This window comes from Neisseria sp. HMSC055H02 (assembly GCF_001813335.1).
GTDB classification, from domain to species: domain Bacteria; phylum Pseudomonadota; class Gammaproteobacteria; order Burkholderiales; family Neisseriaceae; genus Neisseria; species Neisseria sicca_C.
Genome location: NZ_KV812094.1, coordinates 26,208 through 52,392, shown reverse-complemented (window position 1 = coordinate 52,392; position 26,185 = coordinate 26,208). Strand labels below are relative to the sequence as shown.

Here is a 26,185-nt window from a genome sequence, read left to right as displayed (position 1 = left end):
CTCATCAGCACACACGATAAAACCTTCGAGCTTCAAGAGGGCGAAACCTTATTGGAGGGCTTGGAGCGCACCGGCCACGAGGTCGAGTACCAGTGCCGCAGCGGTTATTGCGGTTCCTGCCGCGTCAAAATATTAGACGGCAGGGTGTCATACGACGATTTCCCGCTGGCCTTTGTCGCGCCCGGCGAGATTCTGCCGTGTTGCTGTCGGGTAAATGAAGACATTAAGGTTGATTGCCGTGGGCGGGTGAGTGAACCAGATTTGTTCGATGTCGGCTTGTTTGATGAGCAGGAATAACTTTAATTGATTAGATTGGTAGTGGATTCGAATAGGGATATGAGTGTTTTTATTTGAATCTATCAACTGACTGATTTTCGTTTTTTAAATACACATTACTGGAAACATAAAATTAAAATGATCCAAAACAATACATCCCAATTTTTCTTATTATCCCTCGCCGTCTTATTGGCGGCTTGCTCTCCTGACAAACAGGATAAGGTAAAAGAATCTGTCGTTTCTGCACCTTTATCTTCTGTTTCCGAGAAATCCAATACAAATGATAAGACCGTAGAAACGGACATAAACAAAGTAGAAAGCGCACCTTCTTCAAATTGTACCAACCTGCATCAGATTGAAGGCATTGATGATTTTGTCCGTCAGGTTGCCGAGAATATCGATTCCAGTTGTTTGTTTGAACGCAGCCCTAAAGAATTGGCGGCGATTTGGGGCATTCCCGGCGGAGATGACCCGCTGGAGCAGGCACTGTTCCCTGATATTGATCCGAATGATCCTAAAAACGTTGATAAAGTGATAGAGGCTATTGATCAGATGGTAAAAGGGGAGCGGAGCTATAATCAGCAGGCGGTAGAACCGGTGGTACAAGAAATGAAAGCACTCAGGCAACGGGATACGTTGGTTTTATCAACAGGCGATCATAAAAGCCAAGGTTCGAATCAGCCGCTGAGGATAACGCGTAATTTCGGTATAGGAGGAACGCCGGAATATCTTAAGAAACATGGTGGCGGGTTTGGCGGCAGTTTTCAAAACATCAGCCAGCTGCCCGAATATTTGAAAGCGCGCGGGAAGATTTTTGAGGCGCAAAGGGTATTCCGCCTTTTCAACCGAGACCGCAGCCCTGATAAGCCTTATTTGGAAATTGTGTTTGACGAAAGCGGGAAAATTGTTTCGATTACCGTATATGAAAATGTTTCCAATCCGGCAAGCGAGATTCATTTGATGTGATGGGTTTGGAGCACAAACGGAGAGGGTAGGAATCTATAGTGGATTAAACTTTAAACCAGTACGGCGTTGCCTCGCCTTAGCTCAAAGAGAACGATTCTCTAAGGTGCTGAAGCACCAAGTGAATCGGTACCGTACTATCTGTACTGTCTGCGGCTTCGTCGCCTTGTCCTGATTTAAATTTAATCCACTATAAAATCATCGAGCGTTCGTTGAGCATTTGATGCGATAGCAGTTTGATTGGAAGCCTTCTATTCAATATCGAAAAGGTCGTCTGAAACCTGAATCGGGTTTTCAGACAACCTTTTGTTGATGTGTTCGAGCTTAACCAAATGCTTAACGGCTGTCTTTCCATTGGTAATATTTCGAACCGAGGAAGGAGCCGAGTTTGCGCAGGAAAGGTTGGGTAATGATACTCGGGTGTTTGAGTTTTTCAAACGGTTTCAGACGACCATCGTCACCCATGATGGCTTCGGCGATGGCAAGGCCTGCTATGCCGGTAATCGCCATGCCGTGTCCCGAGTAGCCTTGGGCATAGTAAACATTGGGCGCGAGTCTGCCGAAGTGGGGGGCGAGGTTGGCGGTGATATCGCATTCGCCGCCCCAGGAATGTTCGATTTTGACATCGGCAAGCTGGGGGAAGACTTTGAGCATGTCTTGGCGGACAAGCTCGGTCATGCGGTCGGGATCGTCGATGAACTCGTTGTCTTTGCCGCCGAAGAGCAGGCGGCCATCGGAACTGAGGCGGTAGTAGTCGAGGACGTGGCGGTTGTCGCAGACAGCCATGTTGTTGCGGATGAGCTCTTTGGCGCGTTCGCCCAGCGGTTCGGTGGCGATGATGAAGGTGCTGACGGCGATGGCTTTTTTTTCCAACGGCTTGAATTTTTGATGCAAACCGGCGTAGGTGTTGACGGCATACACGAGGTTTTGGCATTCGATGCTGCCGTCCGGGGTATGGACGAGCCAGCCGCCTTGATAGGGTTCGATACGGGTCATCGGGGACTGTTCGAAAATCTGCGCGCCTGCTTCTGCGGCGGCGCGGGCGATGCCCAGGGTGTAGTTGAGCGGATGGAGGTGGCCGGAATGGGGGTCGAACTGTGCGCCCAAGTACATATCGCTGGCAAGTTGTTGCTTGAGCGTGGCTTTATCCCAGAGTTGGTAATGGGTAGCGCCGTAATGTTGTCGGGCGTGTTCATGCCATTGTTGTAATTCTTCCCAATGCTGCGGGCGGATGGCGACGGTAGCATAGCCGCGCTGCCAGTCGCAGGAGATTTGATGTTTTTTAACTCGTTCGTCAACGAGTTCGACGGCTTGCAGGGATTGCTGCCAAAACCAGCGGGCTTGTTCCAAGCCGACTTGTTTTTCGATTTCTTCCATACCGCAGGCGTAATCGCTGATGACTTGCCCGCCGCTGCGCCCTGATGCGCCGAAGCCGATGCGGGCGGCTTCGAGTACGGTTACTTCGCGTCCGTTTTCGGCAAGGGGAAGGGCGGTGCAAAGTCCTGTCAATCCTCCGCCGATAACGCAGGTCTCGGTTTTCAGACGACCTTCAAGCTTGGGATAAGCGGCGTGGGGATTGATGGTGCTGAAATAATAGGAGGGAAGGTATTCTTTGAAATTGGGATGAATCATAGGGTAATGCTTTGTGTGGTTTCAGACGACCTTTGGGAGTTGAGGGTCGTCTGAAAAGTGGGTTAAACGGGTTGTGTGAAGAAAACAGGCTGACCTTGCATTGATGCGGTCAGCCTGTCTGATTGGGTCAATTCGCTTTTTCTGCGGCAAGCTTTTCCTGACGGTAGGCTTCGGCGGCTTCCCGATCACGTTTGGTTGTTTGGCGCATCATCCAGTAATTGATGACGATGACCAGCGTACCGATGATGCCGATCAGGATGGTTGCCAACACATTCATCTGCGGGTCGAGACCCAGTTTGATTTTGGAGAAAATCACCTGCGGCAATGTGGAAGAACCGGGACCGGACAGGAAGGAGGTAATCACCAAATCATCCAGCGACAGGGTAATGCCGAGCAGGAAGCCTGAAGCGATGGCAGGGGCAATCAAGGGCAGGGTGATGACGAAAAAGATTTTCAGCGGACGCGCACCTAAGTCCATTGCGGCCTCTTCGAGCGATTGGTCCAGCTCCACCAGACGCGAACGGATGACGACGGTGATGTATGCCATACAAAGCGTCGTATGCCCGAGAAAAATGGTGAAGAAACCGCGGTCGAAGTACAGGTTTTGCAGCAATTCGCTACCTTGCAGGAACATTTGCACCTGAATAATCAGCAGGAGCATGGACAGACCGGTAATCACGTCAGGCATAACCATAGGCGCGGAAATCATACCGGCAAACAAGGTGCTGCCGCGGAAGCGTTTGATGCGCGCCATCGCGTAACCTGCCAGCGTGCCCAAAACGACGGCTGCAAGCGAGGATGCGGCGGCAATGCGCAGCGACAGCCAAGCGGCTTCCAAGATGGTGTCGTTTTCCAGCAATGCGCTGTACCACTTGGTCGAAAAGCCGCCCCAAACAGTAACCAGCTTGGATTCGTTGAACGAATAGATGACCAAGACGACCAGCGGAATATACAGAAACGCCAGCGACAGCATCAGCATCAGTTTCAGGAACCAGGATAATCGGGATTTCTGCATTATTTGGATCCTTCCTCTAATTCGCGGTTTTCATAATGCTGGAACAGTGCAATCGGTACGACCAGCAGTGCGACCATGACGACGGCGACGGCGGAAGCCAACGGCCAGTTGTTTTGATCGAAGAACGCCTGCCACAAAACTTTACCGATCATCAGGTTTTCCGAACCGCCGACCAGCTCGGGAATCACAAATTCACCGACTGCGGGTACGAAAACCAGCATGGAGCCTGCGATGATGCCGGTTTTAGACAGGGGCAGGGTAATGGTGAAGAACGATTTAATCGGTCCTGCGCCCAAATCAGAAGCCGCTTCGAGCAGGCGGTTGTCGAGTTTCACCAGTTGCGTGTAAAGCGGCAGAATCATAAACGGCAGATAGGCATAAACCATGACTAAGTTCAGCGAGAACGCGTTGTAAAACAGGTCTAAAGGCTCTTCGATAATCTGCATTTTGAGCAGGAAATTGTTGATGATGCCGTTGTGTCCCAGCAGTCCCATCCATGCGTAGACGCGCAACAGGAAGGAAGTCCAGAAAGGCAGCATGATGGCAAGCAGCAGACCGTTGCGCATAGCGGGATTGGCGCGCGAAATCGCATAGGCGGTCGGATAACCAATCAGCAGACAAATGATGGTCGTCGTCAGCGCAGTCTTAATCGAAGACCAGTAGGTCATCAGATAGATATTGCTGTTTTCGCTGTCGCCAAACGGATTCAGGGTATTCCAAAAATTTTGGAAGATATCGGCATAGTTTTGATAACTGATGGCGATGTTCAGACGACCTAAATCTTCATCGACGCTGGTCAGCGGCGTAAACGGCGGAATGGCGATTTCTTGTTCGGCAAAGCTGATTTTCAGCACGATGGCGAACGGAATCAGAAACAGCACCAAAAGCCAAATATACGGCACGGCAATGACCGCGCGCTGACCCGGGCGGCGGAACAGTTTGTTTTTCAGTTTTTTAAGGTTCATCTCATTCCCCTTAAATCAACGGAACAACGGAGTCGGTTGGTTTTCCGGCCAGCTGATATAGACGGTTTCGTCCCAAGTCGGCGGCGTGATGTTGCGCACGTACCAATAAGGTGCGGGAACTTGGCTTTTGACGACGCGGCCGTTGGCGAGTTTGATGTGGTAAATCGCGAAGCTGCCCAAGTAGGCGATTTCTTCTACCGTGCCTTTTGCCCAGTTGAAGCTGCCCAAGTGGTCGGGTTTTTCTTTGTACAAATCAATGTCTTCGGGACGAATGCTGACCCAAATGTCTTGTTCGCTCGGGCCGCCCAAACCGTGGTCGATGCGGACATGGTTTTCCAAACCTTCGCATTCGATGACGGCATAATCGGCATGGTCGTCAATCACGACGCCGCCAAAAATATTGGTCTCGCCGATGAATTCGGCGGTAAAGCGGCTGTTGGGGTAGTCGTACACGTCGCTGGGTGTACCGACCTGTTGCAACTGACCGTCAGACATAATGGCGATGCGGGTCGCCATCGTCATCGCTTCTTCTTGGTCGTGCGTGACCATGATGCAGGTTACGCCGACTTGTTCCAGCGTGTTGACCAATTCGAGCTGGGTTTGTTGGCGCAGTTTTTTGTCCAACGCGCCGAGAGGTTCGTCAAGCAGCAGGATTTTCGGACGCTTTGCCAAGCTGCGTGCCAAAGCGATACGCTGTTGCTGGCCGCCGGATAATTGATGCGGTTTGCGCTTGGCGTATTTGGTCATCTGCACCAGACGCAGCATTTCTTCCACGCGCGCAGCGATTTCATCTTTGGGCATTTTGTCTTGTTTCAGACCGAAGGCAATGTTCTGTTCCACAGTCATGTGCGGGAACAGGGCATAGCTTTGAAACATCATATTGATGGGGCGCTCATAGGGGGCAAGTTTGGTAATGTCTTGACCGTCCAGAATGATTTTGCCCTGATTAGGGCTTTCCATGCCCGCCAGCATACGCAGCAGCGTGGATTTGCCGCTGCCGGAGCTGCCCAAAAGGGCAAAGATTTCATGTTGATAAATATCCAAGTCGATGTTATCGACAGCGTAATTGTCACCAAACTTTTTCACCAAGCCTTGGATTTTAAGATAAGGTTTGGCTGAAGACGCAGTGGTTGCGGTCATAATGGCAATACTCCAATAAAAATGACGAGTACCGGCAAAACGGATTTTCGAAAGGGTGATAAAAAGCTGTTTGATTGCTGGCGGGAGTCGCAACGTCGAAACGTCGTCTGAAACTCTTGTGAAGCGCACGGGCAGCATGGATGGGAAACGGATGGAAATCCAAGGATAAACCGCCTCCGCCGAACTCGCTATTATATTAGCCTATGGCACGCAGGGGCAATACGAAATTGCCCGAAGGGGCTGATTTCCCGCGGATTTGATTTAAACGGGACATTTTGAAACCTGTTAGATTGAATCTGCGGTCAATCCATACGGGAGAATAAGGAAAGGCAATCGCTTTCACAAGCGAAGTTGAGCGCGTTGTTTTTATGCAATTAATTTATATGAATATTATGCCTATATTTTAAATATTCATTCGAAATATAATAAAATATGAAATATTTACAATAGTTGCTTGATAGGCATTCGTTGTAAACAGTGTAATAACAAGCAGATTCTCAAACAAATTTTTTTCGTGAATGTTCACGCAAGGGGTAAAGCATGAGTATCAAACAGTGGCCTGAAGGCGAGCGGCCGCGTGAAAAATTATTGGCACGCGGCGCGGGTGCATTGAGCGATGCTGAGCTGCTGGCGATTTTGCTGCGGGTGGGGACGCGCGGGATGAGCGCAGTGGATTTGGCGCGTTATCTGCTGAACGAGTTTGGCAGCTTGGGCAAACTGATGAGCGCCGACGCTAAAACACTTTCCGCATACAAGGGCATGGGTTTGGCGAGTTTTACCCAGTTTGCCGTCGTTAAAGAAATCGGCAGGCGGATTTTGGGTGAGGATTTACAGGAAAACATCACGCTTTCCAGCCCGAAAGCCGTTGCCGATTATCTGCGCCTGCATTTGGGGCATGAAAAGATAGAAGTCAGCACCGCGCTTTTGCTCAACCGCCAAAACAGGCTGATTGCCATGCGCGAACTCTCGCGCGGAACGGTGGCGGAAAATACCGTCTATATCAGGGAAATCGTCAAGCTCGCATTAGACGAATACGCTGACAGCCTGATTATCGCGCACAATCATCCCGGCGGTTCGGCTACGCCTTCGCAATCAGATATTGCATTCACAGGTCGTCTGAAACAGGCTTTGGCATTGGTTGATGTCTCGCTTTTGGATCATTTCATTGTTACGGCGAAAGAAGTCTGCTCTATGCGGGAACAGGGGTATATGGAAGGGTAAAGTGATATTGCCGGGCGGGGTAAAGGTTAAGATAAGGTCGTCTGAAAACGGATTTCAGACGACCTCTTTACTGATTTTAGTGTGATAGATATGTAAGGTAGCCGATATTTTGAACTAAACGGGCATGAAGGGTCGTCTGAAAATTCTTTTCTATAAACTGGAAACTAGGTGAAACTAGATGAATTCAAGCCCTTTCGCTGATGATGCCGGACACGCCGACTTCGTGCGGATTGATGCGGGCGGTTTCTTCCTGCCCCAGTCCGACCAGTTTTCGCAACCGAGTCATATAGGCGTTGACATCCAAGCCGCGTCCGTAGCGTTGCGCTTCCCATATGGTTTCTGCCAGCGCATCCATCATATCGTGTTCGGCACGTACCCAATCGCCGCCATAGCGCGCGCAGAGTTGACCGTGTATGGCGCGGATGCCGGGCGGCTGGTCGATGGCTGCTTGTTCTTGCAGGGAGAGATGCAGCGACATATGCAGGAAGGGATTGGTTTCGCCGTCTTCTGGCGTCCAGGTTTTGTCCAGATAGTCTTCGATATTTTCGAGATAGCGGGCGTATTCGGGATGGGCTTCGATAATCCGCAGGGCTTTTTGTTGCAGGCCGTCCAGTTGCAGGGGGGTGAGGCGTTGTTGCCAGACATGGGCGAAAAATCGGCGGACATCGTGTGTGTTGACATCGTACATGGCGGGAATTTCAGAAATTCGGATAGGGCGATTATATAGTTATCTTTCCTGCTTTTACATTTGATTAACGGTTTATGCCTCAGGGCGTTTTAAAATGCAGCTTTGCTTCTTATCTTATGGAATAATGATGAACCCTTATTTGTCCGCTTTTGTATTATCTGTCCCGATGGTGGTTGCCGCGCCTTATGTGGCGGCTGAAACACACCCCGCACAGGCTCAGATGCAGCAGAATATGGATGCAGTTTTGAAAATTGCGCGCAACGGCTCTTTGAGCGAGGCGCAAAAGGTCAAGCAGATCGAGCAGTATGCAGACCGTTATCTGGATTACGAACGCATTTCCGCTTTGGCGGTCGGCGCGCCTTGGCGTGAATTCTCCGCCACTCAGAAAACGGAATTTATCCGCGCTTTTAAAGAGATGATTATAGCCATGTATTCGCATTCCGCCTTAATCGGCGCGGCGGATGCGCAGGTAAGGCTGTTGCCGAAAATGACGGTCAACGGCAATAAGTTCGACGTATTTTCTGAACTGCACACCAAAAAAGGGACGAAATACGAAGTGGCCTACCAGCTTTATAAGGTCGGCCCTGTCTATAAAATCTACAACATCCGCGTGGACGGAACGAGCCTGGTAACGGTTTACCGCAACCAGTTCGGCGAACTTATCAAGCAAAAAGGCATAGACGGCACCATTGCGACCGTCAAAGCCAAAGGGCTGAAAAAGCAATAAATCCAATGTAAAAAGGTCGTCTGAAAGTTTCAGACGACCTTTTTCTATTTGTTTAAATTGTTATTTCAACATCAAAATCGCAGCCACCGCCACAGCCGCCACTGCCAATGCGGCAATCAGTTTGGCGGCGGAAGCAAATTTCAAGGTAACGGTTTGCCCCTCGATATACTTGTAGCCGCTGATCATCGGGTGGATCAAATCTTTTTTCTTCAAAAACTTATACGCCAAAACCGTGATGACGTGCAGACCTGCCAATGCCGCCAGCAGATTGAAGAAATTGACGTGGATTTTGCGCATCAGGCTGCCCGTGTCCGAGCTGACCAGATGGTTCAGATAGCCGCTGTCGGTAAACGTGTTTTCATCGGCGGCAAACAAGCCCGTCGTCGCTTGCAGCAAAACCGCCGCAATCAGCGCAATGACCATCAGCGCGCCCAAAGGGTTGTGTCCGGGCTGTTCGTTTTCCGTCAGGCTGCCTTGCAGGTAGCGGCGGATGGACGACGGGCCGCGCACGAATTGCGAAAACCGCGCCGTATCGCTGCCCCACAAGCCCCAACACAGGCGGAAGACAATCAGCCCCGCCACCAGCAGCCCGCAGCGCAAGTGCCAAACCAGCATCCCGCCGCCTGCCTGCGCGCTGTACCACATAAATCCGACCGACAAGACCAAGAGCCAGTGAAACAGGCGCGTTGGCAAATCCCAGACTTTGACTTTTTGTTTCATTAAATATTCCTTGTTGTGCGGTTGTAGTGTTCCTATACGGGGCGGTAGAATCGTGAAAACAACAGTCGATAAAAGACATCCTCTTTTCGCCACGCATCCGCTATTTTATCCCAAACTCAGGCAGATTGATGATGAACCCGTCCTATAAGCTCCCCGATACGCCCGATTTTTTTCAGACGACCTCGCAATTTCCCGACGTATTCGCCCCACGCCAAGCGGAATCGCACAAAGGGACATACGGCACTCTCGCCGTCGTCGGCGGCGCATCGGGCATGAGCGGAGCCGTTGTTCTCGCTTCCACCGCCGCGATTTATCAAGGCAGCGGAAAAGTGTGGGCGGGCTTCAATCAAACCGCCTTGCCCTTTGCCGTCATCCCCGAACGCCCCGAAATCATGCTGGCGACTGCCGAAGACCTGCTGAAACGCAAGGATATCAGCGCATGGGCGGTCGGCTGCGGCATGGGTTTGGACGAAACTGCCGACTCAATCTTAAATACCGTGTTGACGCAAAATCAGGACGCGCCGCTGCTGCTTGATGCCGACGCACTGACTTTGCTGGCAAGGTCGCATCCCGAAACCCGCGAAGCCGCACAAAAACGCAGCCATCTGGTTCTGACCCCGCATCCCGCCGAAGCCGCCCGCCTGCTCGGTACATCCACCCAAGCCGTCCAGCAAGACAGAATGTCCGCCGTCCAAACCATCAGCGCAACGTTCCAAGTCGTAACCGTCTTAAAAGGACACCGCACACTGGTCGCCGCACCCGACGGCATGGTCTATACCAACCCAAGCGGCAACGCCGGACTTGCCACCGCAGGCAGCGGCGACGTTTTAAGCGGCATCATCGGCAGCCTGCTCGCGCAAGGCATCCCGCCGTTCCAAGCCGCATGCGCCGGCGTATGGCTGCACGGCGCGGCGGCGGATGTCATCAAACACTCGACAGGCGTGGAAGCCGGTATGCTGGCAGGCGAAATCGCACCTACCGCCAGATGGTTGAGGAATCGGCTGATGATCGAGAACACAAAAGTTTAAAGAAAGAGGTCGTCTGAAAACGGAGATACAGCTCCTAAGCCGTTTTCAGACGACCCTTTGCAAATGTTCAATATCTGTGTTGGAATCCAAAAGCTTTTTGATGTTTCCTATGCAGATACTCCGGATAGATTGAAAAGGTAAACCATGCAGTCCAAATTTTTTAACCATCAAGGTGCAAGCCTGCACTACCAAATCGGCGGTAAGGAAGCCGCCTCCGTCATGGTCTTGCTTCACGGCGGTTTTGGCTCGATTAGCGATTTTGAATCGCTGCTGCCGCGTTTATTGCAAAACTACCGCGTGATTGCCGTCGATACGCGCGGACACGGGCGCTCTACGCTCGGCACAGCCTCACTGACCTATGCCCAAGCCGCCGATGATGTGCGCCAAATCCTGCGCAGTGAAAGCGTGGGAAAATACAGCCTGTTCGGATTTAGCGACGGCGGAATAACGGCTTACCGTCTTGGTGCGGAAGATGAAAATGTTGAGAAAATCATCACGGTAGGTGCAGAGTGGCATCAAAAACACTTGAATCGCGTACGGTCGATGTTTGAAGCGCTGAACCTTAATATTGTAAAAGAAAAACTGTCGGAACAGCTTGCCGCTTATCAGGCAGCCAATCCCGAACCCGATGCCGAAAAATGGATTGCGGCATTGAAAGCCATGTGGCTGGATGAAAGCGCAAGCGGTTATCCCAACGAAAGCGTCCGTGAAATCGCAGCTAATGTCTTGGCAATACGCGGAGAAGCCGATTTTCTGCTTGCCTTCGATGATTGGGTAGAACTGAAAACCGAATTGCCTTATGTGCATCTGATGAATGTGCCGTTTGCCGTTCATGAAGCGATTAAAGAGCAGCCTGAAATAATTTGGGCGGCAGTACAGGCGTTTCAGGCATTGTAAAAGTCCGTATTGGATAAAGAGGTCGTCTGAAAGCAGCTTGGCGGGTTTGCTGAAACCGTTTTTCAGACGACTTAATCCTATATTTTTTTAATTTTCATACAGCATCAAACCATGTCTTCCATCCGCTCTTTCAGTTCCACTTTACTGCTCGCGCTGCTGCCTTTGGGCTTCCTTATCGTGATGGTCGTCGCGCCTTTGGTTGCGCTGGCTTTTTACGATGAGAGTGCATGGGGCGGGGTGTTGCGCGATGACTATATGCAGCACCTTATCTTATGGACGGTGTTTCAGGCTTTGGCAACCTGCGTGCTAGCGGGGATTTTGGGCGTGCCTGCGGCGTGGGTATTGGCGCGTTTGGATTTTCGGGGACGCGCTTTGGTGTTGAGGCTGTTGATGCTGCCTTTCGTGATGCCGACTTTGGTGGCGGGGATGGGCGTGTTGGCTTTATTCGGCACAAACGGTGCCGTTTGGGCGGGCTGGCAGGATACGCCGTACCTGTTGATCTACGGCAATGTGTTTTTCAACCTGCCGGTTTTGGTGCGCGCGGCGTATCAGGGATTTTTGCAGGTTCCCGAGGCGCGCCTGCAAACGGCGCAGGCTTTGGGGGCGGGGGCTTGGCAGCGGTTTTTAAGGGTGGAATGGCCGGTATTGCGCCCGTGGTTGGCAGGCGGTTTGTGTTTGGTTTTCCTGTATTGTTTTTCGGGGTTCGGACTGGCTTTGCTGTTGGGCGGCGACCGCTATGCGACGGTGGAAGTGGAGATTTACCGGCTGATTGCGTATGAATTGGATATGGCGCAGGCTTCCGTCTTGGTATGGCTGGTGTTGGGGATTACCGCGGCGGCGGGGTTGCTGTATGCGCGGTTGAGCCGTCGGACGGATGCGGATAAGGCACACGCCGCACCGCGCCCGCGCAAGCCCGAAACAGCGGCGGAACGGCTGATGGTCGCGGCGGTATTGTCGGTGTTGTGTGTGTGCTGCCTGATGCCCCTGCTTGCGGTTGTCCGGCAGGCTGTCCTTGCCGGAGGGTCTTGGCGGGTATTGCTCGAGGGCGAAACGCTGGCGGCGCTTTGGAACACCGTTCGTTTTTCGGCGGCGGCGGTCGCTGCCGCTGCGGTATTGGGCGTGTCGTATGCCTGCTTGGCAAGGCGCGCGGCGTGGGTGAGGGGGGCGGTATTTTTGCCGTTTATGGTGTCGCCGGTCTGTGTGGCGTTCGGCGTGCTGCTGCTGTATCCGCAATGGACGGCATCGCTGCCGCTTTTGATTGCCGCTTATGCGCTGTTGGCGTATCCGTTTGTTGCCAAAGATGTTTTGGCGGCGTGGGATGCGTTGCCGCAAGGCTATGGCGAGGCGGCGAGGACTATGGGGGCAAACCGTTTTCAGACGACCTTTTACATCACCGCCCCATTGCTGAAACCTGCTTTCAGGCGCGGGCTGACTTTGGCGGCGGCAACCTGCGTCGGCGAGTTTGCGGCAACGCTGTTTTTGGCACGTCCCGAATGGCAGACGCTGACCACCCTGATTTACGCCTATCTGGGTAGGGCGGGGGCGGACAATTATTCGAGGGCGATGGTGTTGACGGCGGTACTGATGCTGTTTGCGACGATGGTGTTTTTGCTGTTGGACGGAAAGGACGAGGACTGAATCATATTGAAGGTCGTCTGAAAAGGCGGTTTCATCTTGGTAAAACCGGTTTTCAGACGACCTTTTCGGTATGGTTGCCTGTTTTGACCGTATATTCCAACGCTTTGTAAGGTTTTAGCGTGGATGAAATATAACCGTTTTCAGGACGGCGGACGTAATCGAGATAATCCTGCATGGCAGGTGAAAAGCCTTCCACATCATCCACAGCGATGACCGCGCGGTCGGCAAGATTGGGTTCCAGCAGCTTGAATACGGGGAATACCAAATCCGGCCAGCCGTCGAGTAAGACGAAATCGGGGCGGATGGCTAAGTCTTTTAAGGTTTCCAGCGCATCGCCTTCGCGAAGCTCGATATAGTCTGCCAAACCGGCTTCTTGAAAATGTTTTCTCGCCGCTGCGGCTTTGTGCGGCAGATATTCGCAAGTGATGACGCGCCCTCCGTTGACTCTGGCGGCTGCGGCAAGATACAGCGTCGAAATGCCGTAGGAAGTCCCGAATTCGACAATGTTTTTTGCTCCCGATGCCAAAGCCTGCATATACAAAAACTTGCCTTGTTGCGGTGCGATGGGGATGTATTTGTCTTCGTAAAAACTTTCGTTTTCCCCCGTCCAATCCAGCCCTTTGCCCAACAGCTTGAAAATCTTGGGCAGAAAATGAAAAAACATCTGCCTGTTTTGCTTTAAGGCTTGGGTGTAGAGCCGCAGCAAGACGGCTTCGGCTTGAGGCGCTTGCAGAAAAGCGAACATTTGGGGTGTCAGCTTGGGCATGGGCTTTCTCCTGTTCAGTTCAAATCTTCTATATTGTCCATCTTGCCACAGCTTCGCTTTTCAGACGACCCCTCCGTCCAAACTCCGTTATAATGGCGGCTTTCCCATTATTTCATTCAAAAGACGGTCTTATCATGAAACACATCCACATTATCGGTATCGGCGGCACGTTTATGGGCGGGGTGGCCGCCATTGCCAAAGAAGCGGGGTTTAAAGTCAGCGGTTGCGACGCGAAGATGTATCCGCCGATGAGCACCCAGCTCGAAGCCTTGGGCATAGACGTACACGAAGGCTTCGATGCCGCGCAGTTGGACGAATTTAAAGCCGACGTTTACGTGATCGGCAATGTCGCCAAGCGCGGAATGGATGTGGTTGAAGCAATTTTGAACCGCGGCCTGCCTTATATTTCCGGCCCGCAATGGCTGTCGGAAAACGTGTTGCATCATCATTGGGTACTCGGCGTGGCGGGGACGCACGGCAAAACGACCACCGCGTCCATGCTCGCATGGGTCTTGGAATATGCCGGACTTGCGCCGGGCTTCCTCATCGGCGGCGTACCGGAAAACTTCAGCGTTTCCGCCCGCCTGCCGCAAACGCCGCGCCAAGATCCGAACAGCAAATCGCCGTTTTTCGTCATCGAAGCCGACGAATACGACACTGCCTTTTTCGACAAACGCTCCAAATTCGTACATTACCGTCCGCGTACCGCCGTGTTGAACAATCTGGAATTCGACCACGCCGACATCTTCGCCGACTTAGGCGCGATACAGACCCAGTTCCACCACCTCGTGCGCACCGTGCCGTCCGAAGGCTTAATCGTCTGCAACGGACAGCAGCAAAGCCTGCAAGACACTCTCGACAAAGGCTGCTGGACGCCGGTGGAAAAATTCGGCATCGAACATGGCTGGCAGGTCGGCGAAGTCAATACCGACGGCTCGTTCGACGTGTTGCTTGACGGCAAAAAAGCCGGACACGTCGCATGGGATTTGATGGGCGGACACAACCGCATGAACGCGCTCGCCGTCATCGCCGCCGCGCGCCATGCCGGAGTCGATATTCAGACGGCCTGCGAAGCCTTGAGCGCGTTTAAAAACGTCAAACGCCGCATGGAAATCAAAGGCACGGTGAACGGCATCACCGTTTACGACGACTTCGCCCACCATCCGACCGCCATCGAAACCACCATCGAAGGCCTGCGTCAGCGCGTCGGAAACGCCCGCATTCTCGCCGTCCTTGAGCCGCGTTCCAACACCATGAAACTCGGCACCATGAAAGCCGCCCTGCCCGAAAGCCTCAAAGGTGCCGACCAAGTATTCTGCTACGCCGGCGGCGTGGACTGGGACGTCGCCGAAGCCCTCGCGCCTTTGGGCGGAAAGCTGCACGTCGGACAAGACTTTGATGCCTTCGTTGCCGAAATCGTGAAACATGCCGAAGCAGGCGACCATATTTTGGTGATGAGCAACGGCGGTTTCGGCGGGATACACGGGAAGCTGCTGGAAGCCTTGAAATAAGGTCGGTTGAAAGTTTGGAATGATTGAGGTCGTCTGAAAACCGGAGTTTGGTTTTCAGACGACCTTTTTGTGGTGAAGGAATGGGATGGGGCAGACCCGATATAGTGGATTAACTTTAAACCGGTACGGCGTTGCCTCGCCTTAGCTCAAAGAGAACGATTCTCTAAGGTGCTGAAGCACCAAGTGAATCGGTTCCGTACTATCTGTACTGTCTGCGGCTTCGTCGCCTTGTCCTGATTTAAATTTAATCCACTATATTTCCGGCGGGGCGGGTTTGGCTGTAAATCCGGCCGGGTTTGCCGTTTGCCTTTATTTGGATTTTTTGGGCGGCTTGGCGTTTTCGCTTTCTATTGCCTTTCGGTATAGGTCAAACAGGAAGGCGACGCGTTCTGCCTCGTCGTCGGTGTTTTTGCCTTTTTTGTAGCCGTAGGCTTTATCGACAGCTTTGTCGAGGGCGGCGTGGGCTTTGGCGAGGTCGGGATAGCCTGCGTCGGGCGCATAGAGTTCGGCAAGCGTAGGGGGAGGCAGATTGTCAGCAAGCGCATCGGCGCGGTATTTCTCGCGAATGTCGAGAATGGCTTGGGCGGCAGATTCGATGGCGGCGCGTAGGGAGGTGTTTTCAGACGACCTCGGCTTTTTGCCTTTTTTGCCCGTGGTTTCCTGAAGGACGGTTTCGCCATCGTCGGGTTTACGGCAGCTTTCGGGGAAGGGAAAGTTGTTGTACACAATTAAACTGGAATAGCTGTAATCGCTTTTCAGACGACCTGAAACAGTGCGCATAAAGGCATTGTGCATAGTGGAGCAGAGAATACCGAAGTGGTAAAGGGTAGCATTGGGTAACATGAAGAGCTTATCCCCGGCAATAGTTCGAGAATCCAAATAACCGATGGGAATGAAACGGCGATTTTCAGAAGATACTTTAGGGATGGCAAGGTAATTGCCGTCTGAAATATTGCGTAATTGCTGGAAAAGCCAGGGAGTCATAGCATCTTTTTGAGTTTGCTTATCTTTACTAGCCTCACGCATGGCTTTGACTGCCTGAATACGGGCTTGGACTTTGGGCATCTGTTTCAAGTCATGGTTGCGTTTGACATCAGGTACGCCGTGAAACCAAATGCACCAACGTTCGATACCATTAAGAAATTCGTTACCCATCGAGAAGGCACGTATGTAGTTTGCCGCCAATGGTTCGGTAGCAATCAAGGCTTCTTTTTCATCGGTAGAAAGTATGAGGTTGCCGCCTTCGGTAGGTTTGCCGCCACTAACCATTTCAATTTCTCCACTGATTTGGGTTTTGCGCTTGGTAATAATCAAATCGGGCGCATCAATCAGATAAGGATTGATGTTGGCTACGGCGTGTTTTTGGGGTTCGCCTTTGATGTCGGGATAGTCGTAGAGGTATTTGGGCAGAGCGGGATTTTCCGAAGCGTTTGCGCCGCCGTTTTCAGACGACGTTTGCGGTTTGCGGCTGAAGCAGACGATGATGCAATGGACGGCGGCTTTGCCTGCGGCTTGGCTCGTCCATTGGAAGGTACGGTGGGCAAAGTTGATTTCGATGCCTTGGTTCAAAAGGCTGCCCCAAAGGATTTCGACCTGCTGGCCTTGGCAGATGGAATTGGTGGAGACGAATGCCGTACGGATGCGGGGATTCTGCGCCATGATACCGGCAGCTCTGACGTACCAGTTGCAGACGTAATCCAACAGGCCGTAGCCTTTGATATGGCCGCAGATGCTTTCTAGGTCGTTTTTCTGCTCTTTGGTTTGGTAAGTCGAGCCGATAAAGGGCGGATTGCCGAAGATGTAGTCCGCCGCCTGCCAAGGTGTCCGAAGGCTGTTGGCGTGGATGATTTCGGCGGCGTCTTCGAGCGGCAGCGTATGGCAGGCGACTTCGCCGTCGAAGCGGATTTGCGTGCGGATGTTGCATTGGTGGTTTTTGAGCCACATGGCGGTACGGGCGATAAGGACGGCAAATTCGTCAATTTCGATGCCGTGGAATTGTTTCAGACGACATTGGACGGACGGGCTGTCGAACAGTCCGCCTGCTCTGTCTTTGAGCGCTTCGGCGATGATGTCGTCTTCAAGGGCGCGGATGCGGTCGTAGGCAACGATCAGGAAGTTGCCGCAGCCGCAGGCCGGGTCGAGGAATTGCAGATTTTGGATTTTTTGGTAGAAGGCGGCGAGTTTTTTGGCTTTGTCGCGTTTGAGGGCTTTGACGGCTTCAAATTCGGCGCGTAGGTTTTCTAAAAAAAGGCCGTTGATGACTTTGTCGATGTTGGCGGCTTCGGTGTAGTGTGCGCCCGCTTCGCGCCGCTCTTGCGCGTCCATGACGGATTGGAAGAGCGTGCCGAAGATTTCGGGGCTGATGTTGCGCCAGTCGAAATTGCCGCAGTCGATTAAGGCGCGGTGCTGCTTGGCGGTGAAGTCAAAGGTGCGCAGGCGTTCTTTGAAAAGGCCGCCGTTGACGTATTCGAAACCTTTAAATTTTTCGCTTTGGGTCTTGCTGCGCTTTTGATCGGGTGTGTTGAGAAATTCAAAGAGTTGGTTGAGCTTGTCGCCGAGCGTGTCGGCTTCTTTGCAGCCTTCTAAAAAGTCTTGAAAGAGGTAGTTGCGTTGGAAAACGGCGCTGTCGTCGGCAAAAAAGAGGAAAAGCAGGCGCGTGATGAAGAGCCTGAGTTCGTGTTCTTCGTAAATGCCTTCTTCCTGCAAGGCATCGTGCAGCCTGCCGATGGCCGCCGCCGCTTGAATGTTGGCTTCTTCTTGAATTTGGCGGACTTTGGCTTCAATGCCGAACATAAAGTCGAAAACGCCGCGCGTGATGTATTCGGGCAATGCTTCCAGCGGGAATTGCCATTGGTTTTCCACGCCTTCTTCAGGCACGCGGCGGTAAAGGTGGAAATGGGCAAAATCGCTGACGGCGTAATATTCAGGTAAGGCAGACGGCTTGGTGCGCTCGATTTCCTGCAAATAACGCTCCGCCTGCTCTTTGGCTTTTGCCAGGTTTTTGTTGGCGGATTTGTGTTCTGCCAGGAAGATGCCTTCCCAAAAGACATCGACAAATTGGGTGTTGTTGCTCGGGTCTTTAACGGCGTATTCGAAGTGGGCGACATTTTTGCGGTCTATGCCGAAAATGGCGAAAAATTCATTCCAAAAGGTGTCTTTTTCACGGCGTTCGTCGGTTTGGTTTTTGTAGTAGTCGGCGAAATTTTGGGCGGCGGTTTGGAGTTGGAGCAAGGTTTTCATGACTTTATGCAATGAATGTATTGTGGAAATGGATAGGGCGTTATTATAACGGTTTGCGTTAAAAAGGTCGTCTGAAACCATTTCAGACGACCTTTCTTCTTTCTAGCTATTCATACTCAGCCGCAACCGCCGCATTTGCCGCAGCCGCTGCTGCAGTCGCGTTTTTTCGGTTTGAACACGAATTTTCGTAAGAGGAAAAACAGACAGGCAAGCATGATGATGCCGACGATAATATATTGAGTCATCACAGTATCCTCGAAGTAATTTGGTAAACCGCAAATGCGGCAAGGTAAGCCATCAGGAACAAATAGCCTGTAATCATCACCATATTTTTTGTGGATTTGGTTTCGCGTTTGATGACTGCCAAAGTCGCGGCACACATCGGGGCGTACACATACCAAGCCAGGAAGGCGAAGGCGGTCGGCAGGCCCCAGTTGTTGTGCACAATCGGAATCAGTGCGTTTTGTACGGCGTCTTCAGACGACGCGCTGACGGCATAGACCGTACCCAGTGCGGCAACGACGACTTCACGCGCGGCAATGCCCGGAATCATGGCGATACACATTTCCCAAGTGAAGCCCAGCGGGGCGAACAATGGTTGGATAGCGTGGCCGAGCATACCCGCCAAGCTGTAGTCGATTGCCGCGCCTGTTGCACCTGCGGGCGGTTGCGGCCAGCTTACCAAGCCCCACAAAACTACGGCAAGGGCGAAGATAATCGTACCGGCGCGTTTGAGGAAGGCTTTTACCCTGTCCCACAGGCTGGTCATGATGTGTTTGAAGTTGGGTGTGCGGAAAGTCGGCAGCTCCATCAAGAGCGGGAATTGCTGCACGTTGCCTTTCATACGCGCCAAGCGTTTCATGATATACGCTGCCAAGGCGGCAGACAGGATGCCTGCGAGATAGAGGATGAACAGCGTCAGTCCTTGCAGGTTGAAAATCCCGCCTACGGTGCGATTAGGAATGACGGCGGCGATAATCAGCGCGTAAACGGGCAGCCGCGCGGAGCAGGTCAGCAGCGGGGCGACGGCGATGGTAACGAGGCGTTCGCGCGGGTCATTAATCGTACGCGCCGACATAACGGCGGGAACGGCACAGGCGAAACTCGACAGGAGCGGGATGAATGAGCGTCCGGACAGGCCGCTTTTCGCCATCACGTTATCCAGCAGAAACGCCGCACGCGGCAGGTAGCCTGAGTCTTCCAAAAGCAGGATGAAGGCGAACAAAATCGTAATCTGCGGCACGAACACCAACACGCTGCCCAAACCGGCAATGACGCCGTTGACGAGCAAGTCGCTGAGGATGCCCGGCTCCATGTTGGTGCCTATCCATTCGCCCAGCGCGGCAAAGCCGCCTTCGATGGCTTCCATAATCGGTGCCGCCCAAGTGTAAACCGCTTGGAACACCATAAACAGGATAAACAGCAGCATAATTATGCCCCAGACGGGGTGCAGCACGATGTCGTCGAGTTTTTTGTGCCATGCGGGCAGCGTCATTTCCGTGCGCACCACCTGTGCCAAAATCGATTCGACTTCTTGATAAAGTTTGTCGCTCTCCAGCGCCTCGAGCGTGCGTTCGGCAGAAGCGGGGTTGGCGGGGAAAGAGCGTTTACGCGGCAGCTTCGCCACGGCTTCGCGCACGGCCTGTACGCCCGACGCGCTCACGGCAACTGTTTCCAAAACAGGTGCATCCAACAACTCGCTCAGTTTGGCCGCATCAATATTCAAGCCCCTTCTGCGGGCAACGTCGCTCATGTTCAGCGACACCACCATAGGCAGTCCCAGCGTTTTCAGTTCCAAAATCATGCGCAGGGTCATACGCAGGTTGGTCGCGTCGGCAACGGCAATGATGGCGTCGGGCGGAATGCCCAGCTTGCCTACGGCGACATCTTTCGCCACCGCTTCGTCGGGGCTGGTCGTGCGCAGGCTGTATGTGCCCGGCAGGTCGATAATGCGAACGGCCTTGTCGTCAAGTAAGGCGCCCTCGCGCTTATCGACCGTTACGCCCGGATAATTGGCAACCTTGGCATGTGCGCCGGTCAAACCGTTGAACAAAACGGTTTTGCCGCAGTTTGGCGCGCCAATCAAGGCAAAATAGCTTAGTTCCATTTATTTATTCTCCTTGTTTGATTGTGTGATGAGTTTGGCGTTGGATTGGGGAAAGGCTTTGAAACGGCGCTTTCAGACGACCCGGGTCGTCTGAAAAGGATAGGGCGGTCAGGTTCAATCCGCCTTTGCCGCATTTTCAGAACATGAAGCCCGCCTGTCTGTACAGCGGTCAGCCGTCAATCACATGACACATAATCTTTCCTGCTTCTTCCTGCCGCAACGAGAATTGCGACTGGTTGCCCAAACGCACGGCAAACGGACCGCGTCCGAATCCGCCGACGGCAATCACCTGCAACGGCATTCCGCTTGAAAAGCCCAAATCGGCGAGGCGGCGTGTAACCAGCGGGTCGAGTTCGCCGAAAGTCGAATTGGGGACGATGGAGTCGATGTGCGCGACTGCGCCTTTACTGAGTTTTGACAAAGGTATGGCAGACATAGTGTGTTTTACTTTCGTTGTCGATTGAAAAAAGAGACGGCAAGTAAGGACGAATCAGACACAGGGTAGGCAGAGGCATATCCCAACGCCCGTCCCCGCAAAAGAAGTAGTTTTGATTGTTTATCACTTTGTTTTATTATGATAATAAATCTTGTTAACATAAAAATCAAATACAAAGCGACCAAGTTCCTTATTTTCAGACGACATATTGCGACAAATCAAAGAAAGCGAATGATTTGTTGTGAAAGTCGGGAAGGGCTATTGATAAGGTTTGCATTTGGATGTTTGATAGGCAGTAAAGAGAAAAGGAGCGAATGATGAAAATCTACACCGCCGCAGAAATGCGCGAACACGAGCAAATGGCAGTCGATAAAGGCACGACTTTCGAGCAACTGATGGAAAACGCGGGACAGGCCGCCGCCGCGGATTTGCTGCGCCGTTTCCCCAAAGCAGGACGCGCGTTAATCGTTTGCGGCAAGGGCAACAACGGCGGCGACGGTCTGGTCATCACGCGCGTGTTGTCCGAACATGATTGGCAGGCGGATGTTGTTTTCGTCTTGGGAGATAAACTGTCGCCGCTGGCGCAGTTGAATCGCGAGCTTTTGAATCATTTAGACGGCGTCAGCTTTATCCGATCCGACGAACTGGAAGGTCGGCTGAAAACAGGTTACGGTCTCGTTATCGAAGGCATTTTCGGAACAGGCTTCAGCGGCGCATTGCCCGAAACGGCCGCCTCCGTCTGTCGCCTGCTGAACCAAGCCGACGGCTTCAAAATTGCGTTAGACGTTCCGACCGGGCTGAACTGCGATACAGGCGAAGCAGACGAAGACACCTTCCGCGCCGACCTGACCTACACCTTCGCCGCCTACAAACCCGCGCATATGACTGAAGCAGGCAAAGCATATTGCGGCGAAACCGTGTGTTTGGATATTGGGATAGAGTAGCCCTCTTCTGGGTTTAGATAAAACGTCGTCTGAAAATATGGCTTTAGCAAAGTCTGCTGTGCCTGTTTTCAGACGACGTTGTTTTTGAGATTGGATATGGAATAAAGTCCTGCAATATGGAAGAAGCCGATACGATCGGAAAGTATATCGTGCAGAAAAACTTCCGAGTGCTTTAAATTCCCAATCGATATGAAATCATCGGGCATTGGCCGAAGTTTGGGGTTTATAACCAAAATCGCTAAACCCGAAAGCAAACATTATTTCCGTCGTCTGAAACGTCGGTATAAAGTGTGCCTGTCAAATATTTGGAGAACAAAATGACTGTCCGCACAACCGCCCTTTTCGCCGCCGCCGTTTTAGCGGCATGCTCGCCGCAATCTGAACAAAACACCGCTTCACCGTCTTCTCCTGCGGCAGACGGCAAAGGTGTCAAACTGTTGAATGTTTCTTATGATGTGGCACGAGATTTTTATAAGGAATACAACCCTTTGTTTGTCAAAGAATATCAAAGCAAACACAAGGGCGCAGACATAGACATTCAACAGTCGCACGGCGGTTCCAGCAAGCAGGCATTGTCTGTTGCCAACGGCCTGGCGGCGGATGTCGTTACCATGAACCAGACTTCCGACATCGATTTGTTGGCTCAAAAAGGGCTGATTAAACCCGATTGGGCAAAACGTCTGCCGGATAATGCCGTTCCCTATACCAGCGTAACCGTTTTCCTTGTCCGCAAAGGCAATCCCAAACAAATCAAAGACTGGAACGACTTAGCGAAAGACGGTGTCAAAATCGTACTCGCCAACCCGAAAACTTCCGGCAATGGCCGCTATGCTTTCCTTGGCGCATACGCTTACGGTTTGAAAGCCAACAACGGCGATGAAGCCAAAGCGCAGGAATTTGCCGCTTCCGTCCTGAAAAACACGCCTGTGTTTGAAAACGGCGGACGTGCCGCCACGACAACATTCAGTCAGCGCAATATCGGCGACGTTTTGGTTACCTTTGAAAACGAGGCGAATCACGTCAGTAAAAAACTGACCCAAGATCAGTTTGAAATCGTTTATCCGAGCTATACCATTCTGTCTGAAACCCCTGTTGCCGTTGTGGACAGCGTTGCCGACAAGAAAGGTACGCAGGAAGCCGCTAAGGAATATTTGGAATATCTATGGAGCAAACCCGCGCAGGAGCTTGCCGCCAAACTCTACCTGCGTCCGCGCAATGCCGAAGTCTTCGCCGCACACAAAGCAGATTTCCCCGAAATCGAAACCTTCAGCCCCAACGAAAAATTCGGTACATGGGATGAAATCATGAAAAAATTCTTCGCTGACGGCGGTCTGGTCGATAAACTGTCGCCCAAAAGATAAGTTGGTACTTTGATAAGAAAAACGTCGTCTGAAAACCGGCTTGAGCAAAACCTGCCATGTCGGTTTTCAGACGACGTTGTGTTGAGATGTGATACGGTCGGGGGCGGTTACGCTTTTATCGGTATATGTCTCAACCGAAAATCTTATTTCTATGATTTAGAGGTGCGGTCATGCTTTCTTTTGTGTTGCCAACCAGCATACGGCCGATCCGATGCATACCATCGCCGCACCTTGCCAAAATTCCGTAGGAGGCGGTGCGTCGAGCAGGAAGGATGAAATCAGGGCGGAGAAAACGGGGATAAAATAAGATGCTCCTGCCAAAACGGTCATGTTGCCGCGCGAGATGCCGATGTTCCACACTGCATAGCCCAAACCCATACAGGATGCGGCAGCAAGCGCATATAAGACTGATTCGGTATCGAAATTGAGGCTGCCGTAGCTGCCTGCAAAATATTTAGCCCACAGAACGCAGGAAACGAGGAAAAAGAAAAAGCCGACGGCATTACCCTGCGCCTTAACCCTCGCGGTCAGTGTGCAATATGCCGCCCAAAACAGCGCGTCCAAGAGCGCCATGATATAGCCTGCGGGATTTGCGAGGACATTGCGGTAAATATGGGCTGGGGACAATCCGCCTTCCCCGCCCAAGACAATGGCAATGCCGATGAAGGATAGTGCAAAGCCTATGGCGATCCACCATTTTGCCGGCTGTTTGTTAAACCAGACCGCGCCGATGATGGTAAAAGTCGGCCATAAATAATTGACCATGCCGATTTCGACGGTTTGTCTGGCGTTGTCCGCATATCCGATGGAAAGGGACAGGCACAATTCGCAGCCGACAAAAAAGATACCTGCCCAAAAAAGGTAATTCCGGCTGAAGCGGCGCAAATCGGGTTTGCCGAAAATCAGCAGCAGCAATATCGTGGCAAGGCTGTACATGACCGCTGCGCCGCCTACCGCCCCCATGTGCAGGCTCAAGGTACGGATTAACCCGATGACGGAACTCCAAAAACAGACGGCGAAAAGGCCGATGAAGGTGGCCTGTTTCGGGGAGATGGGATAGGCGGTAATACGGAACATGATGCGGTGTATTGGAAGTGCGGATGGAATGGCGAGAGACGGTAATGTTTTTGTTTGAATCTGCCTGTCTGCGTGTTCAAAAAGGCCGTCTGAAAACATCGCTTCATTGAATGATGCTTTCAGACGACCTTTGTATCGTTTTGCGGGAATCTAGGAAAAACTTGCTCTTTTTTAGAGAGCGATTCCACAGAAAAACGAAGGTTTTTTCAAGGGCGAATTATAATGGAAAAGATGGGAGGCAAACAAGGTGGCATAATGCTTGAATCTTATTTTCATCTCTACAAAAAAGGTCGTCTGAAAATCTGTTTCAACGAAATGAAACGTTGATACCCGTTTTCAGGCGACCTTGTGTTTTTGTGGAAGGATTAATAATCGACCTTAATCTTGGGCGTTTCCTGCGCCGCTTCGTATTCTTCTTCCAGCTCAAACTGCAGCGGATACAAATCCAGCTTTTCCATCAGCAGGCGGTCGCCGTCTTCGTCGGGATTTTCGGTGGTTAAGAGTTTGTCGCCGTAGAAAATCGAGTTCGCGCCCGCCATGAAACACATTGCCTGCATGGATTCGGGCATATTGCTGCGTCCTGCCGACAGGCGGACATAGCTGTGCGGCATGGTAATCCGCGCCACGGCGATGGTGCGGACGAACTCCGTCCAGTCCAAATCTTCGGCATCGGCAAGCGGCGTGCCTTCCACTTTAACCAACTGGTTAATCGGTACGCTTTCGGGCTGCGGGTCGAGGTTGGCGAGGCTGGCAATCAGTCCGGCACGCTCGGCGCGGGTCTCGTTCATGCCGACGATGCCGCCGCAGCAGACTTTCAAACCGGCGTTGCGAACTTTGCCCAAGGTGTCCATGCGGTCTTCGTGTTTGCGGGTATGGATGATGTCGTTGTAGCGGTCGGGGTCGGTATCGAGGTTGTGGTTGTAGTAATCCAAACCTGCTTTTTTGAAGTCTTCCGCCATACCGTCTTCGAGCATACCAAAGGTGCCGCAGGTTTCCATGCCCAAACCCTTCACGGCTTTGATGATTGCGGAAACCGTCTCCACGTCTTTCGGTTTGGGGCCGCGCCATGCCGCGCCCATGCAGAAACGGCTTGCGCCGCGCGATTTGGCGATTTTGGCTTTTTCAACGATTTCGTCCACATCCATCATCTGCTCTTTGCCCAGATTAGTGTTGTGGTGCGCCGATTGCGGGCAGTAGGCGCAGTCTTCGGGGCAGCCGCCGGTTTTGATAGATAACAGCGTGGAAAGCTGGATTTCGCGTGGATTGAAATTTTGGCGGTGGATTTCAGCGGCTTGGTAAACGAGGTCGAGGAAGGGAAGTCCGAACAGGGCTTCGACATCGCATTTTTTCCAATAACGCGCGGTCGGATGCGGCTTGCGCTCGGTCTTACGGCGCAAGGCGACGGGAGAGATGGTCATAGTGTGTTCTTTCGTATTTACAGCGGCGCAATGACGCTGACTGCCTGACTGCCGGCGCAATGACGGCAGCGGCATGGTTGGAGTGAAACGTCGTCTGAAAACAGACGAGGAGGAAGTGTAACGCGTTTGAAAAACGGGGGCAAAAAAATTCTGGTCGGCGGTCAGCAAAGGCTTGACAAATTCTGCTTATTTTTTGGGAATTTTATCTGCCTGTTTTTTAATCAATGATATTTTCTTCTTTTATATCAATTATTAATTTGATATATCCACAGCGGAATTCACATAAAGCATGGATAATCGGAAGCAAGGTAAGGAGGTATTTTTTTATCTGGTCATTCCAATTTTCAGAATATTGGGAAAAGGTCGTCTGAAACATACACGGTAATTTCAGACGACCTTTTTATAGTGGATTAAC

Annotated in this window: 23 protein-coding genes; 10 read left to right on the top strand and 13 right to left on the bottom strand. The window is 52.0% G+C overall.

Annotated elements, in window-relative coordinates:
• Positions 1-297 (top strand): class I ribonucleotide reductase maintenance protein YfaE (yfaE, locus tag HMPREF2907_RS05965; protein WP_070681132.1); only part of this gene is annotated, 297 nt, incomplete at its 5' end.
• A gap of 117 nt (positions 298-414) precedes the next feature.
• Positions 415-1,242 (top strand): NMB0938 family lipoprotein, encoded by an 828-nt coding sequence (locus HMPREF2907_RS05960; protein WP_070681129.1) that lies wholly within the window; start codon positions 415-417, stop codon positions 1,240-1,242.
• 333 nt (positions 1,243-1,575) lie between these two features.
• Here the strand turns inward: HMPREF2907_RS05960 and HMPREF2907_RS05955 are convergent, their stop codons facing one another.
• The 4 genes from HMPREF2907_RS05955 to HMPREF2907_RS05940 form a co-directional block, all read right to left on the bottom strand.
• Positions 1,576-2,871 carry an NAD(P)/FAD-dependent oxidoreductase gene (locus tag HMPREF2907_RS05955; RefSeq protein WP_070681126.1) on the bottom strand — a complete coding sequence of 432 codons (1,296 nt, stop codon included), beginning with the start codon at positions 2,869-2,871 and terminating at the stop codon, positions 1,576-1,578.
• A gap of 127 nt (positions 2,872-2,998) precedes the next feature.
• Positions 2,999-3,886 (bottom strand): ABC transporter permease subunit, encoded by an 888-nt coding sequence (locus HMPREF2907_RS05950; protein WP_070681123.1) that lies wholly within the window; start codon positions 3,884-3,886, stop codon positions 2,999-3,001.
• Positions 3,886-4,851 (bottom strand): ABC transporter permease subunit, encoded by a 966-nt coding sequence (locus tag HMPREF2907_RS05945; protein WP_003766008.1) that lies wholly within the window; start codon positions 4,849-4,851, stop codon positions 3,886-3,888. The genes HMPREF2907_RS05950 and HMPREF2907_RS05945 overlap by 1 nt, the downstream gene beginning before the upstream one ends.
• A 15-nt stretch (positions 4,852-4,866) precedes the next feature.
• A complete protein-coding gene (locus HMPREF2907_RS05940; protein ID WP_009312960.1) occupies positions 4,867-5,991 on the bottom strand; it encodes an ABC transporter ATP-binding protein in 1,125 nt (374 codons plus the stop codon).
• 540 nt (positions 5,992-6,531) lie between these two features.
• Here HMPREF2907_RS05940 and radC point away from each other — a divergent pair.
• Positions 6,532-7,212 (top strand): RadC family protein, encoded by a 681-nt coding sequence (radC, locus tag HMPREF2907_RS05935; RefSeq protein WP_070513609.1) that lies wholly within the window; start codon positions 6,532-6,534, stop codon positions 7,210-7,212.
• Positions 7,213-7,396: 184 nt separating this feature from the next.
• Here radC and HMPREF2907_RS05930 read toward each other — a convergent pair whose 3' ends face one another.
• The gene (locus HMPREF2907_RS05930) at positions 7,397-7,900 is read right to left on the bottom strand and encodes a DUF1841 family protein (RefSeq protein WP_070681120.1); all 504 of its coding nucleotides are present in this window, start codon (positions 7,898-7,900) and stop codon (positions 7,397-7,399) included.
• Between the two features lie 127 nt (positions 7,901-8,027).
• On the opposite strand from HMPREF2907_RS05930, the gene HMPREF2907_RS05925 reads away from it, so the two are divergent.
• Positions 8,028-8,627, top strand: coding sequence for an MlaC/ttg2D family ABC transporter substrate-binding protein (locus HMPREF2907_RS05925; protein WP_070681117.1), 600 nt, complete (start codon positions 8,028-8,030; stop codon positions 8,625-8,627).
• Positions 8,628-8,687: 60 nt separating this feature from the next.
• Here HMPREF2907_RS05925 and HMPREF2907_RS05920 read toward each other — a convergent pair whose 3' ends face one another.
• Entirely contained in the window at positions 8,688-9,347 is a 660-nt protein-coding gene (locus HMPREF2907_RS05920) for a cytochrome b/b6 domain-containing protein (RefSeq protein WP_070681115.1), read from the bottom strand.
• 128 nt (positions 9,348-9,475) lie between these two features.
• Here HMPREF2907_RS05920 and HMPREF2907_RS05915 point away from each other — a divergent pair, with 128 nt between their 5' ends.
• The 3 genes from HMPREF2907_RS05915 to HMPREF2907_RS05905 all read left to right on the top strand — a co-directional run bounded on the left by HMPREF2907_RS05915 (position 9,476) and on the right by HMPREF2907_RS05905 (position 12,910).
• The gene (locus tag HMPREF2907_RS05915; RefSeq protein ID WP_070681112.1) at positions 9,476-10,375 is read left to right on the top strand and encodes an NAD(P)H-hydrate dehydratase; all 900 of its coding nucleotides are present in this window, start codon (positions 9,476-9,478) and stop codon (positions 10,373-10,375) included.
• 144 nt (positions 10,376-10,519) lie between these two features.
• The gene (locus tag HMPREF2907_RS05910; RefSeq protein ID WP_070681109.1) at positions 10,520-11,272 is read left to right on the top strand and encodes an alpha/beta fold hydrolase; all 753 of its coding nucleotides are present in this window, start codon (positions 10,520-10,522) and stop codon (positions 11,270-11,272) included.
• Between the two features lie 111 nt (positions 11,273-11,383).
• Entirely contained in the window at positions 11,384-12,910 is a 1,527-nt protein-coding gene (locus HMPREF2907_RS05905; RefSeq protein WP_070681106.1) for an ABC transporter permease, read from the top strand.
• Between the two features lie 52 nt (positions 12,911-12,962).
• Here HMPREF2907_RS05905 and HMPREF2907_RS05900 read toward each other — a convergent pair whose 3' ends face one another.
• Positions 12,963-13,676 carry an O-methyltransferase gene (locus tag HMPREF2907_RS05900; protein ID WP_070681101.1) on the bottom strand — a complete coding sequence of 238 codons (714 nt, stop codon included), beginning with the start codon at positions 13,674-13,676 and terminating at the stop codon, positions 12,963-12,965.
• Between the two features lie 134 nt (positions 13,677-13,810).
• On the opposite strand from HMPREF2907_RS05900, the gene mpl reads away from it, so the two are divergent.
• Positions 13,811-15,187 (top strand): UDP-N-acetylmuramate:L-alanyl-gamma-D-glutamyl-meso-diaminopimelate ligase, encoded by a 1,377-nt coding sequence (gene mpl / locus HMPREF2907_RS05895; RefSeq protein ID WP_070635835.1) that lies wholly within the window; start codon positions 13,811-13,813, stop codon positions 15,185-15,187.
• Positions 15,188-15,496: 309 nt separating this feature from the next.
• Here the strand turns inward: mpl and HMPREF2907_RS05890 are convergent, their stop codons facing one another.
• From HMPREF2907_RS05890 to HMPREF2907_RS05880, 4 genes are all read right to left on the bottom strand, one after another.
• The gene (locus HMPREF2907_RS05890) at positions 15,497-18,427 is read right to left on the bottom strand and encodes a class I SAM-dependent DNA methyltransferase (protein ID WP_070681258.1); all 2,931 of its coding nucleotides are present in this window, start codon (positions 18,425-18,427) and stop codon (positions 15,497-15,499) included.
• A 116-nt stretch (positions 18,428-18,543) separates the two neighbouring features.
• A complete protein-coding gene (locus tag HMPREF2907_RS11810; RefSeq protein ID WP_083310683.1) occupies positions 18,544-18,672 on the bottom strand; it encodes a FeoB-associated Cys-rich membrane protein in 129 nt (42 codons plus the stop codon).
• A complete protein-coding gene (gene feoB / locus HMPREF2907_RS05885) occupies positions 18,672-20,534 on the bottom strand; it encodes a ferrous iron transporter B (protein WP_070681099.1) in 1,863 nt (620 codons plus the stop codon). The genes HMPREF2907_RS11810 and feoB overlap by 1 nt, the downstream gene beginning before the upstream one ends.
• Positions 20,535-20,703: 169 nt before the next feature.
• Positions 20,704-20,970, bottom strand: coding sequence for a FeoA family protein (locus HMPREF2907_RS05880; protein ID WP_003742387.1), 267 nt, complete (start codon positions 20,968-20,970; stop codon positions 20,704-20,706).
• Positions 20,971-21,287: 317 nt separating this feature from the next.
• Here HMPREF2907_RS05880 and HMPREF2907_RS05870 point away from each other — a divergent pair, with 317 nt between their 5' ends.
• Together HMPREF2907_RS05870 and HMPREF2907_RS05865 are read left to right on the top strand one after the other, a co-directional pair.
• Positions 21,288-21,914: an NAD(P)H-hydrate epimerase gene (locus HMPREF2907_RS05870; RefSeq protein ID WP_083310682.1), complete on the top strand. Its 627-nt coding sequence runs from the start codon at positions 21,288-21,290 to the stop codon at positions 21,912-21,914.
• A 317-nt stretch (positions 21,915-22,231) separates the two neighbouring features.
• Complete coding sequence (locus tag HMPREF2907_RS05865; protein ID WP_039406965.1) at positions 22,232-23,275, top strand: sulfate ABC transporter substrate-binding protein; 1,044 nt, start codon at positions 22,232-22,234, stop codon at positions 23,273-23,275.
• A gap of 168 nt (positions 23,276-23,443) precedes the next feature.
• Here HMPREF2907_RS05865 and yddG read toward each other — a convergent pair whose 3' ends face one another.
• Positions 23,444-24,352 (bottom strand): aromatic amino acid DMT transporter YddG, encoded by a 909-nt coding sequence (gene yddG, locus HMPREF2907_RS05860; RefSeq protein WP_141754412.1) that lies wholly within the window; start codon positions 24,350-24,352, stop codon positions 23,444-23,446.
• A gap of 365 nt (positions 24,353-24,717) precedes the next feature.
• Positions 24,718-25,770: a biotin synthase BioB gene (gene bioB, locus HMPREF2907_RS05855; protein WP_070440854.1), complete on the bottom strand. Its 1,053-nt coding sequence runs from the start codon at positions 25,768-25,770 to the stop codon at positions 24,718-24,720.
• Between the last annotated feature and the right edge of the window lie 415 nt (positions 25,771-26,185).

Coding starts and splice junctions, on each gene's coding strand:
- HMPREF2907_RS05960 (WP_070681129.1), top strand. CDS start 415: ATGATCCAAAACAATACATCCCAATTTTTCTTATTATCCCTCGCCGTC.
- HMPREF2907_RS05955 (WP_070681126.1), bottom strand. CDS start 2,871: ATGATTCATCCCAATTTCAAAGAATACCTTCCCTCCTATTATTTCAGC.
- HMPREF2907_RS05950 (WP_070681123.1), bottom strand. CDS start 3,886: ATGCAGAAATCCCGATTATCCTGGTTCCTGAAACTGATGCTGATGCTG.
- HMPREF2907_RS05945 (WP_003766008.1), bottom strand. CDS start 4,851: ATGAACCTTAAAAAACTGAAAAACAAACTGTTCCGCCGCCCGGGTCAG.
- HMPREF2907_RS05940 (WP_009312960.1), bottom strand. CDS start 5,991: ATGACCGCAACCACTGCGTCTTCAGCCAAACCTTATCTTAAAATCCAA.
- radC (WP_070513609.1), top strand. CDS start 6,532: ATGAGTATCAAACAGTGGCCTGAAGGCGAGCGGCCGCGTGAAAAATTA.
- HMPREF2907_RS05930 (WP_070681120.1), bottom strand. CDS start 7,900: ATGTACGATGTCAACACACACGATGTCCGCCGATTTTTCGCCCATGTC.
- HMPREF2907_RS05925 (WP_070681117.1), top strand. CDS start 8,028: ATGAACCCTTATTTGTCCGCTTTTGTATTATCTGTCCCGATGGTGGTT.
- HMPREF2907_RS05920 (WP_070681115.1), bottom strand. CDS start 9,347: ATGAAACAAAAAGTCAAAGTCTGGGATTTGCCAACGCGCCTGTTTCAC.
- HMPREF2907_RS05915 (WP_070681112.1), top strand. CDS start 9,476: ATGATGAACCCGTCCTATAAGCTCCCCGATACGCCCGATTTTTTTCAG.
- HMPREF2907_RS05910 (WP_070681109.1), top strand. CDS start 10,520: ATGCAGTCCAAATTTTTTAACCATCAAGGTGCAAGCCTGCACTACCAA.
- HMPREF2907_RS05905 (WP_070681106.1), top strand. CDS start 11,384: ATGTCTTCCATCCGCTCTTTCAGTTCCACTTTACTGCTCGCGCTGCTG.
- HMPREF2907_RS05900 (WP_070681101.1), bottom strand. CDS start 13,676: ATGCCCAAGCTGACACCCCAAATGTTCGCTTTTCTGCAAGCGCCTCAA.
- mpl (WP_070635835.1), top strand. CDS start 13,811: ATGAAACACATCCACATTATCGGTATCGGCGGCACGTTTATGGGCGGG.
- HMPREF2907_RS05890 (WP_070681258.1), bottom strand. CDS start 18,427: ATGAAAACCTTGCTCCAACTCCAAACCGCCGCCCAAAATTTCGCCGAC.
- HMPREF2907_RS11810 (WP_083310683.1), bottom strand. CDS start 18,672: ATGACTCAATATATTATCGTCGGCATCATCATGCTTGCCTGTCTGTTT.
- feoB (WP_070681099.1), bottom strand. CDS start 20,534: ATGGAACTAAGCTATTTTGCCTTGATTGGCGCGCCAAACTGCGGCAAA.
- HMPREF2907_RS05880 (WP_003742387.1), bottom strand. CDS start 20,970: ATGTCTGCCATACCTTTGTCAAAACTCAGTAAAGGCGCAGTCGCGCAC.
- HMPREF2907_RS05870 (WP_083310682.1), top strand. CDS start 21,288: ATGAAAATCTACACCGCCGCAGAAATGCGCGAACACGAGCAAATGGCA.
- HMPREF2907_RS05865 (WP_039406965.1), top strand. CDS start 22,232: ATGACTGTCCGCACAACCGCCCTTTTCGCCGCCGCCGTTTTAGCGGCA.
- yddG (WP_141754412.1), bottom strand. CDS start 24,352: ATGTTCCGTATTACCGCCTATCCCATCTCCCCGAAACAGGCCACCTTC.
- bioB (WP_070440854.1), bottom strand. CDS start 25,770: ATGACCATCTCTCCCGTCGCCTTGCGCCGTAAGACCGAGCGCAAGCCG.